We start from the raw sequence: 20,685 nt of genomic DNA on the forward strand, positions 1-20,685 counted from the left end.
GCTCAGGTCGACCCGCGTTGACACTTGCCGACGATTACTTGACACTTTCCGCCATGCCTGCCGCCTCCCCGCTATCGACGCAGCGCGTCTACTACTCGAGCACCTACGTGCGGCTGCTGTTCGACTACCTGTCGGAGCAGGGCAAGGATGCCGCGCACGTGCTCGGCGAGGCGCGGCCGCCCGAGGACGATCGCGGGCTCACGCTGTACGCGAGCGCACACTGGCGGCGCCTGCTCGAATGCGCAGTCCGCGCGCTCGACGATCCGCTGCTCGGCCTGCACGTCGGCCAGCGGATCACACCCGCCCATCTCGGCGCGCTCGGCTACGCGCTGCATGCGTGCCGCGATGCCGGCGCCGCACTCGCACGCTGGCAGCAATACGAACACCTGATCGCGAACGTCGCGCGCATGGAAGTGCGGGTCGAGGCGACGTCGGTCGCGATCGAATGGCACGACGCGCCCGAGCCGCTCGGCCCGCTCGTCGACGAAGTGGCGCTCACGGCCATCGTCCAGTTCGCGCGCAATATCACCGGTACGCATCACGGGCCCGACGAGGTCTGCTTCGTGCATCCGTCGCCCGGCGACGAACGGCCGTACGTCGATTATTTCGGCTGCCCGGTGCGGTTCGGCCAGCCGGTGAACCGCCTCGCGTTCCCGCTGCATCTGCTCACGCAGCCGCTGCGCCAGCCGGACGACGCGCTGCGGCAGATGATGGAACGCCAGGCGAGCGCGCTGCTTGCCGAGCTGCGGCAGACGGACGATCTCGAACAGTCGGTACGCGAAGCCGTCGCGCGCTTGCTGACGCAAGGCGAAGCCAGCATCGAACAGATCGCCGCGGATCTGCATGTGTCGTCGCGCACGCTGCATCGGCGGCTTGCCGAACTCGGGCTCAACTTCCGGATACTGCGCGAGGACACGCGGCGGCGGCTTGCGATCGACCACCTGAACGATCCGCGGCTGACGCTTGCGGAAGTCGCGTGGCTGCTCGGCTATTCGGAACACAGCGCATTTACGCGCGCGTTCCGGCGCTGGACCGGCGAATCGCCGCAGCAGTGGCGCAGCCGGCAACCTGCGCGGGCAGCGAACGTCGCGCGCGGCTGAGCGTAGCTCGCAAGCGTACCGCCGACGAACTCGCATCTGCCCGCGCGGTCGAACGAGCATTGCCGGAGAACCCCATGAAACGCGTTGTCGCTGTCGCTGTCCTGACCCTGCTTGCCGCCGTCAGCTTACCGGCAACCGCCGGCGCAACAGCCGGCAGCGCCGAGTCGGTTCCCGTTCAAGCGCACGCGAAAAACTGCGTCCCGTCCCGCGACGCCACACCCGACGCCCGCTCGCCGTCGAAGGCGCCGCCGATCCGCGTATGCGTCGGCGATTCCAATACGCAACTGAACCTGCCGTGGTTCCTGACCGATATCCTCACCGCGGTGGACACGCACCAGTCGGCCGGCAGCCTGCTCCGCAAGATGCGCAACGATTTCTGAATCGCGGCCCGCGCGACGCACCGGCACCGCATCGCTCATTCACCATCCGGCGCCTGCAGCACCTGCACGAACGTGCCGGCGATGCCGGCCCACATCGCGGGGTCGGCAATGCTGCGCAGCAGCACGAGCAATTCCTTTCGTTCACCTTTCGAAAGCGGCCCGTGTTCGCCGCTGATGGTGTTGTAGCGCGGCGTACCGCGCGACGTGAGCGCGCGATCGAGCAGGTAGTTGCGGGCCTGCCCGTTCACGGTAATCCGGATCCACAGCGAGCCGCCGTCGGCTGCGGCCGCACCATCGGTCACGATGACCGTACGCACGGTATTTTCTTCCATCTCGAGGCTCCGGCGAGACGTGCGACCGTACCGCGCAGCGACCGAGCGCGGGCGCAGGCAGGCCGACGAAGACAGCATCCCGAAAGAATGCTTCCTGGCGAGACACAATGACAAAACTTCACCAATTGTTGAATAACAATATTTCGTAATCTCTCACCACATCTTATACTTGCCGCGCACCATCCTCGTGCCAAGAGACGGTGTTTTTTGTCCCGGCCGCAAGACCATGCGGCCGGGGTTTTTTTCGGTGCGCTACGCAATATTCATGAGGCAAGCCTCCGGAATGAACGGCCGATTGCGACGGGGTTGCCGCAGATGCCCGTCGCGACCGTAGAATCGATTGCATCGCGATACCGGCGCGCACACCGCACGGCCCGAAACCAGTGTGACGCATGTGCGCCGTTCGTGTATCGGCCGATTCGACTTGCCTTTCCATACACACAACACCAAAGGCGACCGCGGGAATGTCGGCGTTCACGCCAGGCTCGAAGCCAGTTTTCCAGCACAGCGGTGCATGGCCGCGGGTCGTCTTTTTCGTCGCCGTAATCGTTTGCGTGCTCGCGCCGGCCTTCGCGATCGCGCTGGCCGACCGCTACGCGCGCGATACCGTCACCCGGCATGAACACGTCATCGCGAACGACATCGTGGCATCGGTGGACCGCATCCTGGACGGTGCGCGCCTGCGACATGTGGACGAACTGACCGCGCTCGTCGGGCGGCCATGCGCGACGGTATTCCGGACGCTCGCCGAGATCGGCACGCGCCTGCGCTACCTGCGTGCCGTCGCGCTGGTGCACGACGGCCGCGTCATGTGCTCGTCGGCGCTGGGCGCGATCGACTTGCCGCTCGGCGCGTATACACACGAGCCCGAACCGGGCTCGACACTCGTCACGCTGCTGAAGCAGACACCGTTCCAGCAGGGCATTCCGGTGCTGCCCGTGTTTTACGCCACCGCGCCCGGCGCGGGCGTGCTCTACCTGATCGAAGGTGACTATGTGGCCGACGCGCTCGCGCACGGCGCGCGCTACGGGACGGAAACCGCGACGCTGTCGATCGCGGGTTCGGGCCATCTCGATCAGCACGGGAAGTTTTCGCCGGAGTCGGCCACGGAACCCACGGGCGGAAGCACGATCGTGTCGCCCCGCTGGCCGTTCACGGTGCGGGTTGCCGCGTCCGCGTACTATGCGTCGCAGGTGCGGCACCACTATCGGCTGATCGGCATCACGATCGTGCTGCTGGCGGACGGCCTCGTGATGGCCGCCTACCTGCTGGCAATGGCGCCGCGTCGGCTGCTGCTGAAGGCCGTTCGCAACGCACTCAGGCGCGACGAGCTCCATGTCGTGTACCAGCCGATCGTCGATGTCGAGACGCGCAGAACCGTCGGTGTCGAGGCGCTGCTGCGCTGGCAGCATCCCAAGTGGGGGGCCATCAGCCCGGCTGTGTTCATCCCGCAGGTCGAATCAAGCGCGGTGCTGCCGAAAGTGACGGAATTCGTGCTGAGGACAGCCGTGTCGGAGCTGACTGCTCTGAAGCCGTCCGTGCCGCTGCGCATCGCCGTCAACATCGCGCCGAAGGATCTCGAGCGCACACGGTTCGTGTCCGTCGTCGAGGAGGCGATCCGCGCGCTGCCGCCCGGCTTTACATTGGTGCTCGAAGTCACCGAGCGCATCCTGCTCGAGAAGAACGCGCGAACCACCGCGATCTTCCATGCGCTGAGAGCGAAAGGCGCGAAGTTCGCGATCGACGATTTCGGCACGCATCACAGCAATCTCGACATGCTGTCGCGCTTTCCGTTCGACTACGTGAAGATCGATCGGCAGTTCATCTCGCAGTTGAACGGCGGCAGCGCGGGGTTGATCGAAGGGATCGCGTCCGTTGCGCATCACTACGACCTGAAGATCATCGCGGAGGGCGTGGAGACCGAAGTGCAGCATCGCGCGCTGCATGCGGTCGGGATTCAATATGCGCAGGGTTATCTGTATCAGCGGCCGCAACGGGTCGAGCATCTGAAGGAGGATGTTGCGTGGGCGTCGGTGTAGCGGCGTTGCCGCATGCGCAATCCTGCACGACCGCCGCCGGCTCGGCACCGAGCGACCGGAACCCGTGTGCCGACCGTGCGAGCGCGACCGCGATCAGACCTGCTCCCGAAGGTAGCGGATGCACTTCATCCGCAAACTCAACCGGTCTGCCAGGGCATCCCGTGGAGCGCCCGCCTCTGCAGATCCAGCGTTGTCGGCCGGGCGGGCCGACTTCGCTATCTGAAGAGAAGCATGTCCTATCCAGACGCGGTCGCGCCATTCGCATTTCGCACAGTGGATAACCAGCCACGCTTGCAGCGATTCGACGAGTTGGAACGGCGACAGCCACTCGCGAGTCCGCCTTTGCGTGACGAGTTGCAGCACAACAAGGAAATAGAGTAGATCCACGTACTTCGTCGCAACGCGCATGGCTCATCTTTTGGTTGTCGATGCTCGCGCGTGTATCGCCGTCAGCTCATCTCTGGATGCTGAGCGCCTTCTCTAGCGCGGCAATCAATTTGAACGCATCGTCGCGTCCGATCAGAAAACCTCGGCTGGTGTACTCGCATCCGAACGCATAGAAACTCGGCAGCAGCGTCACCATGTCCTTCTGCCGATCGAAATCGACTTCGCATTTCGTCAGCGGGAAAAACGGGGGCTCCTCGGCCGGCATGTTGTACACGATGCTCTCCTAGTACATTTTGCGCGGCGGCAACATGCGCTTCGCCCGCAAGCGCTGTCTGGCAACGGCGCTCGCCTTTTTCCGCTTGCGCTCCGTCGTGGGCTTTTCATAGCCGGTGCGACTGCGCAACTCCCGGATCAGCCCGGTTCTCTCGATGTTACGCCGGAACCGTCGCAGCGCGACATCGATCGGTTCGTTGATCTTCAGCGTAATGGTTGTCATGGTGATCCTGTTTTCGAATGGTTGAACGGAAAACTAGCCGAGTCGTGTCATGACGGCACTCGCAATCTCGTCGGACTCGAACTCCGAATATCCGGCCCCGATCGACAGTGCGCGTACCGCCACGAACATTTGCAGCTCCTGCTGGTGGCACTGCGCTGAATCGGCTATTCCCGCAGGCAGGGTGGCGTCGGTCCGGATGACCTCGCGCCTCCCGATCAAGCCGAGCAGTTCGCCGATGATCATTTCGTCCTCCGAATCGCCAATACATCGCATGACCTTGATGATTCACCTCAAGGCGTGCCGGAAAAGAAGCCTTGTTTGTCGCGATTGTCGTCGATGATGTTCTCCGCATAGCGCAGCGAAGCACGACGTGCATCGCCGGCGCTGCCGAACGGGGCGTTGTCGCGCAATCTGAAAGTCTGGCTGCGCGTCAGCGTATCGCCGCGAAAGCAAATCTTGACGGCCGCATCGAAACCGGCATCGTAGTTGTGCGGGCAGCCGTCCAGCGCCGGCACGTGCGGGTAAATCAGTGGATAGATCTCGAATCCACGGTAGACATGCATGCTCATGACAAGCTCCTGGCATTCGGCCGCGACGAAACGCACGAGCGAACGCAACTGGCCAATACCCCGTTGCGAGGCGGGCCAGTGGGGTGAAAGGAACAACGTTGCAGCGCGGAGGCGGGGCGATGCAGCAAGCGGGTAGATGGAGGGGCGAGCGACCGGAACACCGGGGTCGATCGGATGAACCCATCATACGCGCATCATTTGTCGGGCGTCCAACTTATTCCGGATTGCGCACAACAGCGGACGGGGTGCCGGCAGGCGCACGATGCCGGATTGCGAGGTGTCGGGCGGAGGGCGTGACCTTGCCCGAACGAAGACAGCCACGATCCGGCCAGCGTCGCACGAATCGCTTTCCTGGCGAAGCAGTCGGCGGCCGCCCTTCGTCATGCGGGCCGATGCCGATCGCTATTGCGGAGCCGGCGTGCGCTTTTTCGGACGCGATTTCGTGGCCGCGGCCGGCTTGGGCGGCACCCAGTTCAATGCCGTGCCGAGCTTGGGCAGGACCATGACCGGCTTGACGCGCGGCGGCGCCTTGTTGCTGCGAGACTGACTTCGGGTCATGCGGGTTCTCCAGCTGCGCTGCTTGCATGATCCGATGAGCGCTGCTCGTCCGATCGTGCACGCGCTACGAAGGCGGTTGGCGCACAGGCCTGCACGCGGGTTCGACATGCCGATGCGAAACGGCTGGCCCTGTCGGGCCTGCATCGAGACACGTGGCGCCCGCGACGACAGCGCGTAGCGCAAGAAGCGGCGGTTGGGTGCCGCTCCGTGAACGAGGCGAACGACTCAGGTCGATTACAAAGGGGTAATGTTCGACGCCTGCAAGCCTTTGGGGCCGCTCTTTGTTTCGTAGCTGACTTTCTGGCCTTCGGCGAGGGTCTTGAAGCCGTCGCCGCGAATCTCGGAGAAGTGCGCGAACAGATCGTCGCCGCCCTTGTCGGGCGTGATGAAGCCGAAGCCCTTGCTGTCGTTGAACCACTTGACGGTACCGGTATCCATGTTAGATCTCCTGAAAATGGACGAGCGTATGCGCCCCAAGCGGACGCGGGCAAAGAATCAAGGAGGGGAAGGAATACCGCAGGCTACGGTCGATGATGGGCAGCAATCGCGCTTCTTGAATACTTCACCGACTGACAGTACGTGTCATCACAGAGTGTGTCAAGCGCTTTCAACCGAGGGGCAGACCACGCGGCCGTCGTCCGGTCCTCATTGATCGTCGATCAGACTGGAGAAGCGCTCGTCGACCATGGCCACCCCGGCGACGACATCAGAGGGTGGCCAGCAAATGCAACTGATGCTCGGTCTCGGTTCCATTGATCAGCGCAAAGAACCCGGTCTCCCGACGCTCGACCACCGACAGCCCCTCGGCGGCGGAGAATACGTTCCACGCGACGTCATCGACATGCGAGAACCCTCCGCGCGCTCGCGCAAACGCGCGCAACAGCGGGCTCGCTTCGCGGCGGAGCACCAGGCGGTCCGCATTCAATACATAGGGAGGCCAGCCGGCACGAAGGACGAGGTAGCAGGGAATGGAGCTGCGATCGATTTTCATGGGGGCGCCGTTTCGTCCGGATCCGGTTCGTGCAAGCCAGGACACTGCCTGCTTCAAAGTCGACGACACATTCACAATGCCAACCTGGAGCATCAACGCCCCTGCACGGCCCAACGCCCGGACGATGTCACCGCTGAATGCGAGGACTGTTCCATGGAACCGGCGACAAGGCTCTCCTCACTATACGCGCTGCCGCCGTCGCGCACACCTTCGCGGCAACCCGAAGGCCTGCTTCGGCTGCAGACGTTCCTCGAAATTTCGCTATACAAACGTATGGATGGGCGTACGATCAAACCGTCGGATGACCGGTGACCGATTCCGGCGCATCGCTCGGCATACCCTCTGAATGCGGTCTGGCCCCTCACCGTGACCCAGCGTCCGGGCGCTATTGAATGGCGTCGACGCTCCCCTCTTGTCCCGCCGCCTGAACATTGCTCCGAAGGGTCGCCGAAGCAACGGGTTCCCCCTCCCCCCAGGCGACACGTCATTCGCCAGCCTGTCCGTGCCCCTCGCTGCGAGGTCGATACGGATGATTTCCCGACGTTCGTGTCCGGTCGCGCGCCACGCTGCGAAAACGGGACGGCAGGTCGTAATTCCGGTCAGGAAGCGTGCCAGATCATCGCACCTCTTGATGTCTGACGCTTTCTTGCGCTGCTCCCGCGACAGCCTGGCTCGCGGTAACCCGACAGGGAGGAACCCATGCTATCCAATTTGACACGGTTCCGAATCGATCCAACCCCTCGCAGGGCGGATGGAGAGTACATCGCGCATGTGAGGATCACCACGATCCTTCTGGATGGAGATGAGCAGGAAGTACACACCAGCGGCGATCTCGCTGGTTTCGATGCGCGTGATGATGCGGTTGCATACGCAACAAAATGGGCCGAACGATGGCTGACCGCCCAGTTTGGTTGAACGGGGCGACCCGCTCATGCCGCACCGGTAGTCACGCGCAACGCATACGGGCCCGAGGCGCAAGCGTATCGTGCGAGCGGGCCTCCCTCGCGGCACGGGCACGTGGAACGACGCCTTCATCGCAGCGTGTCGCATCGTCGATCGCCTTCGATCATCGACACGGCATAGAATCCGCGACGGCTACCCGCGCCGACGCGGTGCCCGATACACGCCGCCCGATTGCCGATGAACGGAAATGATCTCGTCCGTCGGGACAGTGCGGGATTGATCGAAGGGATCGCGTCCGTTGCGCATCACTACGACCGGAAGATCATCGCGGAGGGCGTAGAGACCCAAGTGCAGCATCGCGCGCTGCATGCGGTCGGGATTCAGTGTGCGCAGGGTTATCTGTATCAGCGGCCGCGGCGGGTGGAGCATCTGAAGCAGGATGTTGCGTGGGCGTCGGTGTAACGGGCGTTGCCGCCGACGCATACGCCCCGACGGCTACTGCGCGCCGTATTGACCGTCGAGGTGCACACGGCCCTGCTCGATCCAGCCTTCGAAGTCCTCGCCGGTCTTGCCGTTCATGTACATGATGTTGTACCAGCGCCCGTGCGACTTGTAGACGGTCACCGAATCGCCGGGAATGATGAAGGTTCGCTTCGTCAGGCATTGCGCATCGGGCGCCGAGTAGAAGGGCGCGCGCCCCGCGCCGATGACCGTGCCTGAAGCCGGCGGCCGGAAGTTGTCGTCCGGGCCGCTCGTTGCCGTGTTGAGCTTTTCGCAGTCCACCGCGTTTTTTGCGTACGCACCGTTCGTGCCCACGCACGCGCCGATCGTGAGCATCGCGATAGCGATGCGCTTCGTCATTTTCATCTGCATGATCCGTTATTGACGTCGTATTGTCGTTTCGCTTTGCCGGCCCTCTACCGGCACGTGCTCAATCCTCTGTGCAACCGTCGCCTGCTCGACGCCAGCCGCCTCCGGACGATGGCCAAGCCGCTCGGAAATCGCCTGCCCTGCCTCCTTCAACAGCGCGACGTAATGCGCCTTCGTGTCCGCGCCGCACCGCATCGTCGGGAACGACAGCGACAATCCCGCGATCACGCGATCGAAACGGTCGAACACGGGCACCGCGAGACACAGCAGGCCATCTTCCTGCTCCTCGTTGTCCTCGCCATAGCCCTGCTGCCGCACGTGCGGCAGGATGCTCATGACCGCATCCGCCGACGCAAGCGTCTTCGCGGTCGACTTCCTGAACTCGATGCCGGCCAGAATCTATAAACCAATTCCCATGAAAGTCGCAACCATCCTCTAAAAATAAATGTGATTCGATATACAAATAATTGCGGCTTAGCGTCCAATAGAAATCCAAATAATAATTTTTTTGGTAAAAAATTTTTCGGATAATTTGGCAACATGCGCATAGAATGAAAAATAAACATCTATAACAGTCGTTGGAGCATTGCCTTTCTGGCGCAGGGGAAGGTATTTATATTTAACGATTTGTGACGTTTAAGTTGAACAAGATGCATGCGGAACTCCCGGGTTTGCCGCGTATAAGTGCCGTGCGATTTCGCCGTACGAGCGGAGGTCACACGATGAAGCATCGATCAGGCAACGCGTGGTGGCGGGCGATCTTATCTCGCTGTACACGCGTAAACTAGGCAAATATTTTCTCAAAATGAAGAATCCAGTTGCAAGCGCAGCGCGCTGCAATGGATCTTTTTTGTAGACGATCAATTGCACGTGTCGAGCCCCAACGCGAATATGCTTGTGAACGCTAAGACGAGGGAAATGGTGGCCGGCGGCGGTGCATCAATGACCATCGAAAACGGAAATGTCGTCTTCATTGTCCGTTTGACTTCCGTATTAGAGCAGCCTCGTTCATGTTCGAAGGACCCGGCCATAGCTCTTCCGACTTGCCGCAACCCCGGGGGAGCGACTACCTGCCTAACGCCAGATACAGCCATACACAGTAACGATCATGATTATCAGTCCACCCTTTTTGCCCGAAGCTGGTCTCGTGGCCCCGACCGGGACGAACCCTGATCCGATGATGGACGCGGTGGATCAGTTCGAATGTGCACACGGCATTTTTCCGATCGCCTTTGATCGCCGCTGGCATTGTGGCGTGCATCTTCAACCCAGTACGCAGGGCAAGGTGTACGCGATTGCAGACGGCGAGGTCGTTGCTTATCGGGTCTGTCAGCATGGGATTGACGAGGGTGCGACCAATCCGAAATTCCCCTTGATCAGCAATGCGGGATTTGTGTTGCTCAGGCATACGACGGAGACCGGTGAAGGCCGCACGCTGACGTTCTATTCTCTGTATATGCATCTGCTGTCGCTGAACGAATATGGTAACGCCGGAGCAAGCGACGCCGATCTGCCGGAATTCCTGCGCAAGCCGACTGGTCCGACGGCCAGGGGCCAGGTGACGCCAGCGGTTTCGGGGGACGGTAAGAAGGTCCGGCGCAAAGACGTGCTCGGGTGGCTCGGCCGATACGAGGGCATGCCGCATTTGCATTTCGAAATCTTCATGTTGCCGGCGGATTTCGACGCATATTTCGAACGCACGCAGCTGGGCAACAGCACACCTACCCCGTCGACTGGAACGGACTGGTGGGGGCACGCGTATTTCATCATTCCGGCAGGCAGCACGTTTCGTCGTCTGCCCGAGAAGGTCGACACTCACAACAAGTTGAACGGAATCGAATTCAAGCCAGGTCAAGAGGGCTCGAACTCATCCCTGCCGCTGCTAGTCGAGACCTACTTCAGCCTCGGCTCGAAATACACCAATGTCTGGACTGTTGCACAAGACGGCACCCGTACGCTGCTCACGCTGCAACCCGTCGAGGAAAAGGGCCACGAATACGATCTGTACAAGCGCGCTACGGCACTCTATCCGTCATGTCCAAGCGACGGCTACGAGCTGCTGCGTTTTGGTCGCATCCTGTCCCCGTCCCCAAAGCTGGCAGAAAATGAGCGCGTAACGTGGATCAAGGTCAATTGGGCCGCAGGCAAGGTCGGCTACATCGACGTGCATGATGCAAGTATCCACAAGTTTTCTGATGCAGACTTTCTGGCTTTTACGGGGTGGCAGAAAGTCAGTGAAGGCAATACGCCGTTCGATAGTGACGGGATGTGTGATCTGGATGCGCTGAAGAAAATAGTGAATGATGCTGCCCCGCACGAAGTATCAGCGGAGCCAGGGGAAACGACGGAAGCACACAAGTCGAGCGTACTCTCGGCCTATGTCAAAGGTAACGATCAGGTGCGGCGCCAGTTACGTCGCCTTGTCTGCAATGCGTCGAGCGAATGGGATAGTACAGACAACGAGGAGCGCTATGCGAGACTGCTCGATGAGGGTGGGTTCTATCACGGCAACGACAAGGGCTACAACGATTTCATGAAGCACCTGAAGGCCGTTCAGTTTTGGAAAAACACTGGACTACCGGCAGGGAAAAATCTGTGGTTTTTTCATCCGCTCGCATTCATTCGGCATTTCAGACGATGCGGCTGGCTATCGTCGACTGAGCTCTCGCACATCTATCCGGATGAACTCTATAGACGCAAAGAAACGCCAAATCCAAATTCCAAGAGAGAACATTATCGCATATCACTCAATCAAGGAATGCGTAAATATCTGATAAGCACATCAACGAGGATGACACATTTTCTTGGTCAGGGAGCCGTAGAGTCATTCATGCTTGCTCGAATGTTGGAAGCATCCACCACTCATTTTTCGGCAAGCCTTCAACCTGAGACAAGTGGTTATTACAATAACAAAGACGATCGCTATTTCGACTATCTTGAAGGGCGAACTGATCTTGGAAACAGCGGCGCTGGCGATGGGATCAAATTCCGAGGTCGCGGCATGAAGCAACTTACCGGGCAAGTGAACTATGCCAGCTACTGGGTATACCGTGGCTGGCTGGATGCGACGTCATTCGACAAAAAATGGTGGGAAGACAAAACGCGCCGCCAACCAATTATTACCGCCCCCCAACAAATTGGCATCGTTCCCTTCAACTGCATCGATGCAGGCGGCTGGTATTGGACAGCAGGTGCCGCAAGCAATAAGTTCATCACGATTAATTCGTCGATCCAGGAGCTAAACGTCTCCTATCAAGCAATTTTCTCCGTATCTCGAGCCATTAACGGAATAAATAGAAAGACGGGAAAACCAAACGGGCTAGAGGATCGCATCAACCACACCCAACGCATTTCAAAAATAATAATGGATTTAACGTGAAAAATACAACCGCCATTGTGCTTCTAATTTTAGTCAATTCTCCCTGGATAGCGTCGCCTTCATATGCACAGTATCTTACATTTAACGATGGGATGAAGGTTCACCTGCCAGCTTACGAGAATAAAATAGCCAACCCGGATGGTTCTGATTCCGTATGCGTAGACGTAAAGCAGTCAGAAACTATAGCTAGCATATGCATATACAACAAAACTTCCGACAAAGTTGCACGAGACAACGGATTTATTAAATATAGAGAACTTCCTCCCGAAGGAAAAGACAGGATTCCTCCACTTTCTGATGATGCCCTCATATATTTCGAAGCGGGTTATAGCGCACTCTATGAAGCAAGAGAGGAAAAAATTGGCGATTTTATTGTATACGAGGCTGACAACACACTTTGCGATATTTCCGAAACTTCAGAAAAACGTCCTGCAGTCTGTTATGTTGCAGCATTAGCCATATCAAAAAAAATCAACTCACCTCCCGCGATTTTTGTTTCCGCCGTCATTGAGCCCCCCCCACTCCCGGCGGAAGGCTTAGCAAGAAAGCAGAGGTCAAAATAAATTCAATCAAAAGAATCATAAAGTCGATAAAGATAGCAAGATAGCCACAAAGAGAAAGCCGAAATTAAATATCTGCCTCGTAAAGGCGACAAACTCGAACACGGTAGTGAGGTCACCGGTTCGACTAAAAGACGGCTGCGTGGCAATGAATTGACGGTTGAATTCGAGTCCAGCCTCGGGCACCGAACCTCCAAGCGTCCGCCGGCCATGACGCTGCAAACGCTCACCTTCATGTAGGCTCCGGAATCCGGCTCACGTTGCCCACGCCGGCGTTTTCCGAAGCGCTTTTCCATGCCCACTGCCGTCCTGCTGCGTACCCGCCATTCGCACCGCTACCCGGGCAGCATCGTGACGCTCGACCATGATGCGCCGCGCACCGCCAGGTCGCATCCCGCCGTCATCGAATTCGCGGATGGCTCCGGCGCCACCGCGACATTGTCCCGCGTCGGTGACGATGCTCTCGAACTCGCGGTAGACGAATACGTCACGCAGAAGCGCCATGCGATCGCCACGCACCGGTGGTTGCTGCGGCCGATCGATGCGGCCTGCACGGGATGGCGCGTCACGCGCCGGCTTCCTGCCACCTGATGCCACCTGATGCCATCGGTCCGCCGCCGGCGCGAACCGCTTCCAAGCGCTAAAATCCGCCGCCTGGGCATCCACCACGAGCAAGCGTTTTGACGGCGTTCGAGCAGGGTTTCATCCTCACCCGCCACTGGCGGGACACCGCATCCGGCATCGAGATCGAGTTCTGGCTGGCAACCGAACACGGTCCGCGCCGTGTGCGGTTGCGCCCGCAGGAAGCCGTCGCGTTCATTCCGGCCGAACAGCAGTCGCTCGCCGAACGCGCGCTGGCCGGCGAGCGCGAGGCCGAGTTGCGCCCGCTCGCGCTGCGCGATTTCCGGCAGCGCCCGGTCGTCGGCCTCTATTGCAAGCGCTATCGCCACCTGTCCGGGCTGCAGAAGCGCCTCGCGGCAGCCGGCGTCGACGTCTACGAAGCCGACGTGCAGCCGCCCGACCGTTACGCGATGGAGCGCTTCATCACGGCATGCGTGCAGTTTCGCGGGCAGCCCGGCCACGACGGCACGCTGACCGGCGCCGAACTGAAAACCGCCGACGGCTATCGCCCGGCGCTGCGCTGCGTGTCGCTCGACATCGAAACCAGCGTGCACGGCGAGCTGTACTCGATCGCACTCGAAGGCTGCGGGCAACGGCAGGTCTACATGCTCGGCCCGCCGAACGGCGGCGACAGCGACGCAGCAAACGCCGTCGACTTCAACCTCGACTACTGCGACAGCCGGCCCGCGATGCTCGCGCGGCTCAACGACTGGTTCGACGAACACGATCCCGATGCGGTGATCGGCTGGAACCTCGTGCAGTTCGACCTGCGCATCCTGCATGCGCACGCGGAGCAATACGGCATACCGCTGAAGCTCGGGCGCGGCGGCAGCGTGCTCGACTGGCGCGCGCATGGCCAGCAGCCCGACCACTTCTTCGCGGGCGCGGCCGGCCGGCTGATCCTCGACGGCATCGACATGCTGAAATCCGCGACGTGGACGTTCCCGTCGTTCAGCCTCGAATACGTGTCGCAGGCGCTGCTCGGCGAAGGCAAGTCTATCGACAACCCGTACCAGCGGATGGACGAGATCCAGCGCCGCTTCGATCACGACAAGCCGGCGCTCGCGCGCTACAACCTGAAGGACTGCGAGCTCGTCACGCGCATCTTCGACAAGGCCGACCTGCTGTCCTTCGCGCTCGAACGCGCGAGCGTGACGGGCCTCGCGGCCGATCGCACCGGCGGGTCCGTCGCGGCGTTCACGCACCTGTACCTGCCGCGCATGCACCGGCTCGGCTATGTCGCGCCGAACCTCGGCGACGTGACGGGGCAAAACAGCCCCGGCGGCTTCGTGATGGATTCGCGCCCCGGGCTGTACGACTCGGTGCTCGTGTTCGACTACAAGAGCCTCTATCCGTCGATCATCCGCACGTTCCTGATCGATCCGGTCGGGCTGATCGAAGGGCTCGCGAATCCCGGCGACGATGCATCGGTGCCCGGCTTCCTCGGCGCGCGCTTCTCGCGTACCGCGCACTGCCTGCCCGATGTCGTGCGCCGCGTGTGGGAAGGCCGCGACGACGCGAAGCGGCAGCGCAACGCACCGCTGTCGCAGGCGCTGAAGATCATCATGAATTCGTTCTACGGCGTGCTCGGCTCGACGGGCTGCCGTTTCTTCGACCCGCGCCTCGCGTCGTCGATCACGATGCGCGGGCACGAGATCATGCACCGCACGCGCGAGCTGATCGAAGCGCAGGGTTACGAAGTGATCTACGGCGATACCGATTCGACGTTCGTGTGGCTCGGTCGCGCGCACGACGACGACGAAGCCGGCGCCAAGGGCCGCGCACTCGTCGAGCACGTGAACCGCTGGTGGCAGGCACACCTGCGCGACCACTTCGGGCTCGAGAGTGCGCTGGAGTTGCAGTACGAGCGGCACTACCGCCGCTTCCTGATGCCGACCGTGCGCGGCGCGGAGGAAGGCAGCAAGAAGCGCTACGCGGGCCTCGCGGCGGCGGCCGACGGCAGCGAGGACCTCGTCTTCAAGGGGCTCGAAACGGTGCGCACCGACTGGACGCCGCTCGCGCAGCAGTTCCAGCGCGAGTTGTACCGGCGCGTGTTCAGCCGCGAGCCGTACCAGGATTTCATCCGCGACACCGTGCGGCGCACGCTGGCCGGCGAATTCGACGACCAGCTCGTCTACCGCAAGCGCGTGCGCCGGCCGCTGCGCGAGTACGAGCGCAACGTGCCGCCGCACGTGCGCGCGGCACGGATCGCCGACGAGTTCAACCACGCGCAGGGCCGGCCGCTGCAGTATCAGCGCGGCGGCTGGATCAGCTACGTGATGACGACGGCCGGCCCCGAGCCGCTCGAGACGATGCGCTCGCCGATCGACTACGCGTTCTACGTGAGCCGTCAGCTGCAGCCTGTGGCCGACGCGATCCTGCCGTTCCTGCGCGACGATTTCGAGCGCGTGATCTCCGGGCAGGGGCAGTTGTTCGGCGACTGACACAACGGCGCCGCCCGGCCCACTCTTGCCGATTCTGAAACACTGCTGGCCCGGATTCTCCATTTATCCGGGCCGTCCGGGTTCCTAAACTTGCGTCGTCGGTTCAGCCAAGCGAATGCACGCAGGACCGTAACGAAACCGTCTGAGGAAACCGTGAAATCCGTCATCGCCACCATCGCCACCGTCGCCGCTACCGCCACCGTTCTCCTCGCCGCACCGACCGCGTCGTACGCGCAGTCGTCGCACTCGACGCTCACGCGCGCCCAGGTTCGCCAGGAACTGTTCGACCTCGAATCGGTCGGCTACGAGCCGATCGCCGCCGACGGCGAAAACTATCCGGGTGACATCGTCGCCGCGCAGGAACGCCTGGCTGCCAAGCGCCTCGCCGAACGCAAGAGCGCCGAAGCCGCCTATGGGTCGAACGGTGCATCGGGCTCGGAATCGGGGGCGCCGGCCGTTGCGGCGGTGAAGCAGTAACACGCCACCGGTCGCGTCGGAGAAGCACGCCCTTGCGGGCCTCCCGCGGCCCGTCCGGCTAAAATACCCGCCTGCCGCGCGTCCCGCCGCGGCCGGAGGATCCTCAACATGACCGCACGTCGCGGTGCCGCGGTCGCCATCGCACCCGGCCACGAGACAGCCAGCCTGTCGAAAGCCCAGAAAACGTTCAATACGCTCGTCAAGCAGATCGAGAAGCGCCGCGAGCGGCTCGGCGCGTGGGAAGCCGTGATGCCGGACTTCCAGAAGAAATTCGTCGACGCGCTGCTGCCGCTCGAACAGGCGTCGACGGCGTTGCGGATCCGCTTGCTCAATCTGCTCGACGACGCGTTCCTGCAAAAGGGACTGAGCAAGGCCGAACAGCGCACGCTGTCCGAACTGATCGCGGGGATGGCTCGCGACTTGCTCGACGTCAGCGACGACGTACAGCTGAAGGTCATCTACAACCGGCACGGCGCATCCGGCGACGACGAATACGCAACCGTCGATCGCGCACCGGCGAAGCTGGAACCGGAGCCGACGCCTGACGTTGCACCGGCAGACGATCTCGACACGCTGTCGCCCGACGAACTCGCTGCGCGCATGCAAGCCGAGCTGGACGAACAGTTCAGGCGCGACATGGCCGCCCACGAGGCCCGCGAGGCGCAGCGCGCCAAGCGCAAGAAAGCGCCCCGGCAATCGGCCGCAGTCGCCAAACGCGAAGCCGAGCAGGCCGAATCGAGCAAGTCGATCCGCGAGGTCTATCGCAAGCTCGCGAGCGCGCTGCATCCCGATCGCGAAACCGATCCACAGGAGCAGGCGCGCAAGACCGTGCTGATGCAGCGGGTCAACCATGCGTATGCGAAGGGCAATCTCCTGCAGTTGCTGGAGTTGCAGCTGGAGATCGAACAGATCGACCGGCGCGCGATCGACGGCCTGAGCGAAGACCGGCTGACGCGCTACAACGGCATTCTGGAGGAGCAGCTGCGCGAGCTGGATCAGGAGATCGAGCACGTCGAGACCGGCTTCCGGCGGACTTACGGGATCGCGCCGTCCGTCAAGGTGGCGCCCGATACCGTGATGCGCCTGCTCGCGCGCGACATTGCCGGCATGCAGCGCAGCAACCACGACCTGACCGTGGCGCTGCACGAGTTCGACGATCCGGAACAGGTCAGGGACTGGCTGAAGGACATGAAGCGCCGTCCGGCTTCGTCCCGCTTCGACGACGAGCCGTTCTGAGCGCGTACGCGCATTCGTCCGGCCGGCATGGCGGCACGCACCGGCGCGCCGCCGTCACCCGTTCAGGCCAACCGCTTCACGCCCGATGCCCCGAGATCGGCCCGCTTCGCCGGTCAGGTTGAACACGCTGTCGATCCACGCAAGAAACGTCGAGAACGTGAAATCCGGCCGCTGCTGCGTGCGGAACGCCTTCATCACCGGCGTATCGGCCGGGTCCTGCTGGTTCAGCAGGTTGTCGACGAACGTGCCGACATCTGCGTCGAGCGGCGGCGCCATGCGTCGGCCGGATCGCCCCCATCGACGTGCCCCGCACGCGCATCACTGCACTTCGCCGATCCCGCCCATCAGCCTCATCAGTTGCTCGCGCAGCCACCGGCTGCCCTGGTCCTGATCGGCGCTGCGATGCCAGTAGCAGAAGTATTCGAGGCCCGGCATCTCGAACGGCAGTTCGAGCATGCGCGCCGGATAGCGCTGCAGCAGCCGCAGCGGCGCCGTCAGTGCGAGATTGCCGCGCATCGCGATCAGCGGCGCGACCATGTAGTGCTGCACGCGCATCTGGATGTTGCGGCGCAGCCCGAGGCGCGTCAGTTCCGCATCGACGTGCCCGCTGCCCTTGCGGCGGCTCGACACGTGGATGTGCCCCATCGACAGGTAGTCGTCCATGGTGAGCGTGTCGCCCTTGAACGGGTGATCGTCGCGGATCATGCAGGCATAGCGGTCGCGCACGAGCAGCGCCTGGTGCAGGTGCGGATCGCCGATCAGCGGCGCGTCGATCGCGATGTCGACGGAGCCGTTCGCGAGCGCGGTCGCGACTTCGCGGCGGTCCATCGTGTAGCTGCGCACGTGCATGCCGGGCGCATGCGTCTGCAGCAGTTCGCCGAGCGCGGGCAGCAGCAGCGCTTCGGTCAGGTCGCTCATGCTCATCCGGAACACGCGCGTCGACGACGCCGGATCGAACACGTCGCCTTCGTGCGCGCTCGAATCGAGCAGCTGCATCGCCTCGCGCACGCGGCCGACGATGTTCTCGGCCAGCGGCGTCGGCATCATCCCGGCCGGCGTGCTGACGAACAGCGGATCGTTCAGGGTCTTGCGCAGCCGCGCCAGTGCGTTGCTGACGGCCGGCTGCGTGAGATTCAGCACCTCGGCCGCCCGCGTCAGGTTGCGCTTGGTGTAGATCGCGTCGAATACGACGAACAGGTTCAGGTCAATCTTCGAAAGGCGCATCGCCGGATCTCCTTGCCGGCATCTTACGGCGTGCGCCGCCCGTTCGTCCACGGCCCTGCGCATCCCGGCGCGACGCTCAGGCGCGCGGCGGCGGCGTCAGGTACGGGGCCGTCGAACCCGGCTCGCCGTCCTTGATTTCCATCCGCGCGATTGCCTGCAGGTGCACCTCGTCCGGGCCGTCGGCGAAGCGCAGCGCGCGGCCCCAGGTCCAGAGGTCGGCGAGCGGCGTATCGGGGCTCAACCCCGCCGCGCCGAACACCTGCATCGCGCGGTCGCACACGTTCGTATACACGGTCGGCACCAGCGCCTTGATCATCGCGATTTCCTTGCGGGCAGCCTTCGCGCCGACCTTGTCGATCATCCACGCGGCCTTCAGCACCAGCAGGCGCGCCTGCTCGATCTCGATGCGCGAGCGCGCGATCCATTCGCCGACCGTGCCGTGCCGGTTCAGCGGCTTGCCGAACGCGACGCGCGACTGCGCGCGGTCGACCATCAGCTCCAGCGCGAGCTCGGCCGCGCCGATCGAACGCATGCAGTGGTGGATGCGGCCCGGCCCGAGGCGGGCCTGCGCGAGCGCGAAGCCGCTGCCTTCCTCGCCGAGCAGGTTGCTCGCCGGCACGCGCACGTTGTCGAACGTGATCTCGCAGTGCCCTTCCGGCGCGTAGTGATTGACCACCGTGATGTTGCGCACGATCGTCACGCCCGGCGTGTCGCGCGGCACGAGGATCATGCTCTGCTGCTGGTGCGACGCGGCTTCGGGGTCGGTCTTGCCCATCACGATGAAGATCTTGCAGTTCGGGTGCGCGGCGTTCGTGATGAACCACTTGCGGCCGTTGATCGCGTACTCGTCGCCCACGCGCTCGATGCGCGTCGTGATGTTCGTCGCATCCGACGACGCGACGTCGGGCTCCGTCATCGCGAACGCCGAGCGGATCTCGCCGCGCAGCAGCGGCTTCAGCCACTGTTCGCGCTGCTCGGGCGACGCGAACATGTGCAGCAGCTCCATGTTGCCGGTGTCCGGCGCGTTGCAGTTGAACACTTCCGACGCCCAGCTCACGCGCCCCATGATCTCGGCAAGCGGCGCATATTCGAGGTTCGTCAGGCCCGTGCCGGGCTCGTCGTCCTTCAGGTGCGGCAGGAACAGGTTCCACAGCCCTTCCGCCTTCGCGCGCGCCTTCAGCTCCTCCATGAACGACACGGGATACTGGCCCGCGTGCACTTCCTCGTTCCACTGGCGGATGCGCGGCACGATGTGCGCGTCCATGAATGCGCGCACGCGGCTGCGCAGTTCTTCCACTTTCGGGGTGTAGCCAAAGTCCATGATCGACTCCTCGATTCCGTTCGTCCGGTTCCGTCAGAAAGCCGAGACACCGCCGTCGACGGCGACGGCCTGCCCGGTCAGATAAGTGTTTTCCTTCGCGCACAGCGTCAGCATCGTCGCGACGATTTCCTCGGGCCGGCCGAGCCGCTTCATCGGCGAGCCCTGCGCGAGAAAGTCCTGGCGCTCGCCGATATCGCTGTCGGTGACCATCGGCGTCGTGCTGTAGAACGGGCACACCGCATTCACGCGAATGCCGTGGCGCGCGTATTCGATGGCGGCCGTCTTCGTGAGCCCGACCACCGCATGCTTCGATGCCGCGTAGGCCGCCAGCTTCGGCGCGCCGCCGAGCCCGGCCATCGACGCGACGTTCAGGATCACGCCTTCGCGCTGCGCGAGCATCTGGCGGATCTGGTGCTTCATCCCGAAGAACACGCCCTTCGCGTTCACCGCGAAGCTCAGGTCGAGATCGGCTTCGTCGGTATCGATCAGCGCCTTCATCGGCGGCGCGATGCCCGCGTTGTTGATGCCGACGTCGAGCCGGCCGAAACGCTCGGCGGCCGCGTGCACCAGCGACGCCACCTCGGCCTCGATGCGCACGTCGCAGCGCTGCGCGATCACGTCGGCGCCGGCCGCGCGCAGCGGCGCGGCGACGCGTTCGAGCGCGTCGCCGTTCAGGTCGCCGAGCGCAAGGCGCGCGCCCATCGCGGCCAGCTCGCTCGCGAGCAACGCGCCGAAGCCGCTCGCGGCGCCGGTGATCATCACGGCCTGTCCGGCGTAGCTGTCGATCTTCATCGCGCG

General features: G+C 62.7%; 23 protein-coding genes and 3 pseudogenes. 11 read left to right on the plus strand and 15 right to left on the minus strand.

The genetic code is table 11. The features are described from left to right. The first annotated feature begins 53 nt into the window (after nucleotides 1-53). Both G3N64_RS03525 and G3N64_RS03530 read left to right on the plus strand, forming a co-directional pair. Complete coding sequence (locus G3N64_RS03525; RefSeq protein WP_205782419.1) at nucleotides 54-1,100, plus strand: AraC family transcriptional regulator; 1,047 nt, start codon at nucleotides 54-56, stop codon at nucleotides 1,098-1,100. Nucleotides 1,101-1,174: 74 nt separating this feature from the next. Beyond that, nucleotides 1,175-1,480, plus strand: a complete 306-nt coding sequence (locus G3N64_RS03530; protein ID WP_205782492.1) for a hypothetical protein — start codon at nucleotides 1,175-1,177, stop codon at nucleotides 1,478-1,480. Between the two features lie 35 nt (nucleotides 1,481-1,515). On the opposite strand, the gene G3N64_RS03535 is transcribed toward G3N64_RS03530, so the two are convergent. Next, nucleotides 1,516-1,812 (minus strand): hypothetical protein, encoded by a 297-nt coding sequence (locus tag G3N64_RS03535; protein WP_205782420.1) that lies wholly within the window; start codon nucleotides 1,810-1,812, stop codon nucleotides 1,516-1,518. A 464-nt stretch (nucleotides 1,813-2,276) separates the two neighbouring features. On the opposite strand from G3N64_RS03535, the gene G3N64_RS03540 reads away from it, so the two are divergent. Continuing rightward, a complete protein-coding gene (locus tag G3N64_RS03540) occupies nucleotides 2,277-3,851 on the plus strand; it encodes an EAL domain-containing protein (RefSeq protein ID WP_241020755.1) in 1,575 nt (524 codons plus the stop codon). Between the two features lie 93 nt (nucleotides 3,852-3,944). Here G3N64_RS03540 and G3N64_RS03545 read toward each other — a convergent pair whose 3' ends face one another. The 8 genes from G3N64_RS03545 to G3N64_RS03580 form a co-directional block, all read right to left on the minus strand. Then, nucleotides 3,945-4,238, minus strand: a complete 294-nt coding sequence (locus tag G3N64_RS03545; RefSeq protein WP_205782422.1) for a hypothetical protein — start codon at nucleotides 4,236-4,238, stop codon at nucleotides 3,945-3,947. 67 nt (nucleotides 4,239-4,305) lie between these two features. Then, a complete protein-coding gene (locus tag G3N64_RS03550; protein WP_205782423.1) occupies nucleotides 4,306-4,512 on the minus strand; it encodes a hypothetical protein in 207 nt (68 codons plus the stop codon). Nucleotides 4,513-4,521: 9 nt separating this feature from the next. Continuing rightward, nucleotides 4,522-4,734: a 30S ribosomal protein S21 gene (rpsU, locus tag G3N64_RS03555; RefSeq protein WP_205782424.1), complete on the minus strand. Its 213-nt coding sequence runs from the start codon at nucleotides 4,732-4,734 to the stop codon at nucleotides 4,522-4,524. Nucleotides 4,735-4,767: 33 nt separating this feature from the next. Further along, nucleotides 4,768-4,977, minus strand: coding sequence for a hypothetical protein (locus G3N64_RS03560; protein ID WP_205782425.1), 210 nt, complete (start codon nucleotides 4,975-4,977; stop codon nucleotides 4,768-4,770). A gap of 47 nt (nucleotides 4,978-5,024) precedes the next feature. Beyond that, nucleotides 5,025-5,303: a hypothetical protein gene (locus G3N64_RS03565; RefSeq protein ID WP_205782426.1), complete on the minus strand. Its 279-nt coding sequence runs from the start codon at nucleotides 5,301-5,303 to the stop codon at nucleotides 5,025-5,027. 402 nt (nucleotides 5,304-5,705) lie between these two features. Beyond that, a complete protein-coding gene (locus G3N64_RS03570) occupies nucleotides 5,706-5,861 on the minus strand; it encodes a hypothetical protein (RefSeq protein WP_205782427.1) in 156 nt (51 codons plus the stop codon). Nucleotides 5,862-6,095: 234 nt separating this feature from the next. Beyond that, nucleotides 6,096-6,299: a cold-shock protein gene (locus G3N64_RS03575; protein ID WP_085038287.1), complete on the minus strand. Its 204-nt coding sequence runs from the start codon at nucleotides 6,297-6,299 to the stop codon at nucleotides 6,096-6,098. A 268-nt stretch (nucleotides 6,300-6,567) separates the two neighbouring features. Continuing rightward, nucleotides 6,568-6,852 (minus strand): hypothetical protein, encoded by a 285-nt coding sequence (locus G3N64_RS03580; protein ID WP_205782428.1) that lies wholly within the window; start codon nucleotides 6,850-6,852, stop codon nucleotides 6,568-6,570. Between the two features lie 699 nt (nucleotides 6,853-7,551). On the opposite strand from G3N64_RS03580, the gene G3N64_RS03585 reads away from it, so the two are divergent. Both G3N64_RS03585 and G3N64_RS03590 read left to right on the plus strand, forming a co-directional pair. After that, the gene (locus G3N64_RS03585) at nucleotides 7,552-7,767 is read left to right on the plus strand and encodes a hypothetical protein (RefSeq protein WP_205782429.1); all 216 of its coding nucleotides are present in this window, start codon (nucleotides 7,552-7,554) and stop codon (nucleotides 7,765-7,767) included. Between the two features lie 255 nt (nucleotides 7,768-8,022). Continuing rightward, nucleotides 8,023-8,217, plus strand: a pseudogene (locus G3N64_RS03590) (EAL domain-containing protein); the annotation flags it as partial. A gap of 33 nt (nucleotides 8,218-8,250) precedes the next feature. On the opposite strand, the gene G3N64_RS03595 reads toward G3N64_RS03590, so the two are convergent. Then, nucleotides 8,251-8,622, minus strand: a complete 372-nt coding sequence (locus tag G3N64_RS03595; protein ID WP_205782430.1) for a hypothetical protein — start codon at nucleotides 8,620-8,622, stop codon at nucleotides 8,251-8,253. A 12-nt stretch (nucleotides 8,623-8,634) separates the two neighbouring features. Next, nucleotides 8,635-9,024, minus strand: a pseudogene (locus tag G3N64_RS03600) (IclR family transcriptional regulator C-terminal domain-containing protein); the annotation flags it as partial. Nucleotides 9,025-9,733: 709 nt separating this feature from the next. On the opposite strand from G3N64_RS03600, the gene G3N64_RS03605 reads away from it, so the two are divergent. From G3N64_RS03605 to G3N64_RS03630, 6 genes are all read left to right on the plus strand, one after another. Next, nucleotides 9,734-12,004 (plus strand): peptidase M23, encoded by a 2,271-nt coding sequence (locus G3N64_RS03605; RefSeq protein WP_205782431.1) that lies wholly within the window; start codon nucleotides 9,734-9,736, stop codon nucleotides 12,002-12,004. After that, nucleotides 12,001-12,567 carry a hypothetical protein gene (locus G3N64_RS03610; protein WP_205782432.1) on the plus strand — a complete coding sequence of 189 codons (567 nt, stop codon included), beginning with the start codon at nucleotides 12,001-12,003 and terminating at the stop codon, nucleotides 12,565-12,567. Before G3N64_RS03605 ends, G3N64_RS03610 begins: the two co-directional genes overlap by 4 nt. A 348-nt stretch (nucleotides 12,568-12,915) precedes the next feature. Beyond that, complete coding sequence (locus G3N64_RS03615; RefSeq protein WP_346778798.1) at nucleotides 12,916-13,155, plus strand: hypothetical protein; 240 nt, start codon at nucleotides 12,916-12,918, stop codon at nucleotides 13,153-13,155. 89 nt (nucleotides 13,156-13,244) lie between these two features. Then, nucleotides 13,245-15,629 (plus strand): DNA polymerase II, encoded by a 2,385-nt coding sequence (locus tag G3N64_RS03620; RefSeq protein ID WP_205782434.1) that lies wholly within the window; start codon nucleotides 13,245-13,247, stop codon nucleotides 15,627-15,629. A 153-nt stretch (nucleotides 15,630-15,782) separates the two neighbouring features. Continuing rightward, nucleotides 15,783-16,106 carry a DUF4148 domain-containing protein gene (locus G3N64_RS03625; RefSeq protein ID WP_205782435.1) on the plus strand — a complete coding sequence of 108 codons (324 nt, stop codon included), beginning with the start codon at nucleotides 15,783-15,785 and terminating at the stop codon, nucleotides 16,104-16,106. A 108-nt stretch (nucleotides 16,107-16,214) separates the two neighbouring features. After that, nucleotides 16,215-17,342 (plus strand): J domain-containing protein, encoded by a 1,128-nt coding sequence (locus G3N64_RS03630; RefSeq protein ID WP_205782436.1) that lies wholly within the window; start codon nucleotides 16,215-16,217, stop codon nucleotides 17,340-17,342. Nucleotides 17,343-17,418: 76 nt separating this feature from the next. Here the strand turns inward: G3N64_RS03630 and G3N64_RS03635 are convergent. The 4 genes and pseudogenes from G3N64_RS03635 to G3N64_RS03650 all read right to left on the minus strand — a co-directional run. Further along, nucleotides 17,419-17,606, minus strand: a pseudogene (locus tag G3N64_RS03635) (pectinacetylesterase); the annotation flags it as partial. Between the two features lie 54 nt (nucleotides 17,607-17,660). Beyond that, complete coding sequence (locus tag G3N64_RS03640; protein WP_205782437.1) at nucleotides 17,661-18,566, minus strand: LysR family transcriptional regulator; 906 nt, start codon at nucleotides 18,564-18,566, stop codon at nucleotides 17,661-17,663. A 76-nt stretch (nucleotides 18,567-18,642) separates the two neighbouring features. Further along, complete coding sequence (locus tag G3N64_RS03645; RefSeq protein WP_205782438.1) at nucleotides 18,643-19,887, minus strand: acyl-CoA dehydrogenase family protein; 1,245 nt, start codon at nucleotides 19,885-19,887, stop codon at nucleotides 18,643-18,645. A gap of 33 nt (nucleotides 19,888-19,920) precedes the next feature. Beyond that, nucleotides 19,921-20,679 (minus strand): glucose 1-dehydrogenase, encoded by a 759-nt coding sequence (locus G3N64_RS03650; RefSeq protein ID WP_205782439.1) that lies wholly within the window; start codon nucleotides 20,677-20,679, stop codon nucleotides 19,921-19,923. Nucleotides 20,680-20,685 lie beyond the last annotated feature (6 nt).

This window comes from Burkholderia sp. Ac-20344 (genome assembly GCF_017104975.1).
Taxonomy (GTDB): Bacteria; Pseudomonadota; Gammaproteobacteria; order Burkholderiales; family Burkholderiaceae; genus Burkholderia.

What these genes read in the sequence shown, in the direction of transcription:
- G3N64_RS03525 (WP_205782419.1), top strand. Translation starts at nt 54, where the DNA reads ATGCCTGCCGCCTCCCCGCTATCGACGCAGCGCGTCTACTACTCGAGC.
- G3N64_RS03580 (WP_205782428.1), bottom strand. Translation starts at nt 6,852, where the DNA reads ATGAAAATCGATCGCAGCTCCATTCCCTGCTACCTCGTCCTTCGTGCC.
- G3N64_RS03595 (WP_205782430.1), bottom strand. Translation starts at nt 8,622, where the DNA reads ATGAAAATGACGAAGCGCATCGCTATCGCGATGCTCACGATCGGCGCG.
- G3N64_RS03570 (WP_205782427.1), bottom strand. Translation starts at nt 5,861, where the DNA reads ATGACCCGAAGTCAGTCTCGCAGCAACAAGGCGCCGCCGCGCGTCAAG.
- G3N64_RS03540 (WP_241020755.1), top strand. Translation starts at nt 2,277, where the DNA reads ATGTCGGCGTTCACGCCAGGCTCGAAGCCAGTTTTCCAGCACAGCGGT.
- G3N64_RS03575 (WP_085038287.1), bottom strand. Translation starts at nt 6,299, where the DNA reads ATGGATACCGGTACCGTCAAGTGGTTCAACGACAGCAAGGGCTTCGGC.
- G3N64_RS03650 (WP_205782439.1), bottom strand. Translation starts at nt 20,679, where the DNA reads ATGAAGATCGACAGCTACGCCGGACAGGCCGTGATGATCACCGGCGCC.
- G3N64_RS03605 (WP_205782431.1), top strand. Translation starts at nt 9,734, where the DNA reads ATGATTATCAGTCCACCCTTTTTGCCCGAAGCTGGTCTCGTGGCCCCG.
- G3N64_RS03585 (WP_205782429.1), top strand. Translation starts at nt 7,552, where the DNA reads ATGCTATCCAATTTGACACGGTTCCGAATCGATCCAACCCCTCGCAGG.
- G3N64_RS03645 (WP_205782438.1), bottom strand. Translation starts at nt 19,887, where the DNA reads ATGGACTTTGGCTACACCCCGAAAGTGGAAGAACTGCGCAGCCGCGTG.
- G3N64_RS03565 (WP_205782426.1), bottom strand. Translation starts at nt 5,303, where the DNA reads ATGAGCATGCATGTCTACCGTGGATTCGAGATCTATCCACTGATTTAC.
- rpsU (WP_205782424.1), bottom strand. Translation starts at nt 4,734, where the DNA reads ATGACAACCATTACGCTGAAGATCAACGAACCGATCGATGTCGCGCTG.
- G3N64_RS03640 (WP_205782437.1), bottom strand. Translation starts at nt 18,566, where the DNA reads ATGCGCCTTTCGAAGATTGACCTGAACCTGTTCGTCGTATTCGACGCG.
- G3N64_RS03535 (WP_205782420.1), bottom strand. Translation starts at nt 1,812, where the DNA reads ATGGAAGAAAATACCGTGCGTACGGTCATCGTGACCGATGGTGCGGCC.
- G3N64_RS03560 (WP_205782425.1), bottom strand. Translation starts at nt 4,977, where the DNA reads ATGATCATCGGCGAACTGCTCGGCTTGATCGGGAGGCGCGAGGTCATC.
- G3N64_RS03530 (WP_205782492.1), top strand. Translation starts at nt 1,175, where the DNA reads ATGAAACGCGTTGTCGCTGTCGCTGTCCTGACCCTGCTTGCCGCCGTC.
- G3N64_RS03630 (WP_205782436.1), top strand. Translation starts at nt 16,215, where the DNA reads ATGACCGCACGTCGCGGTGCCGCGGTCGCCATCGCACCCGGCCACGAG.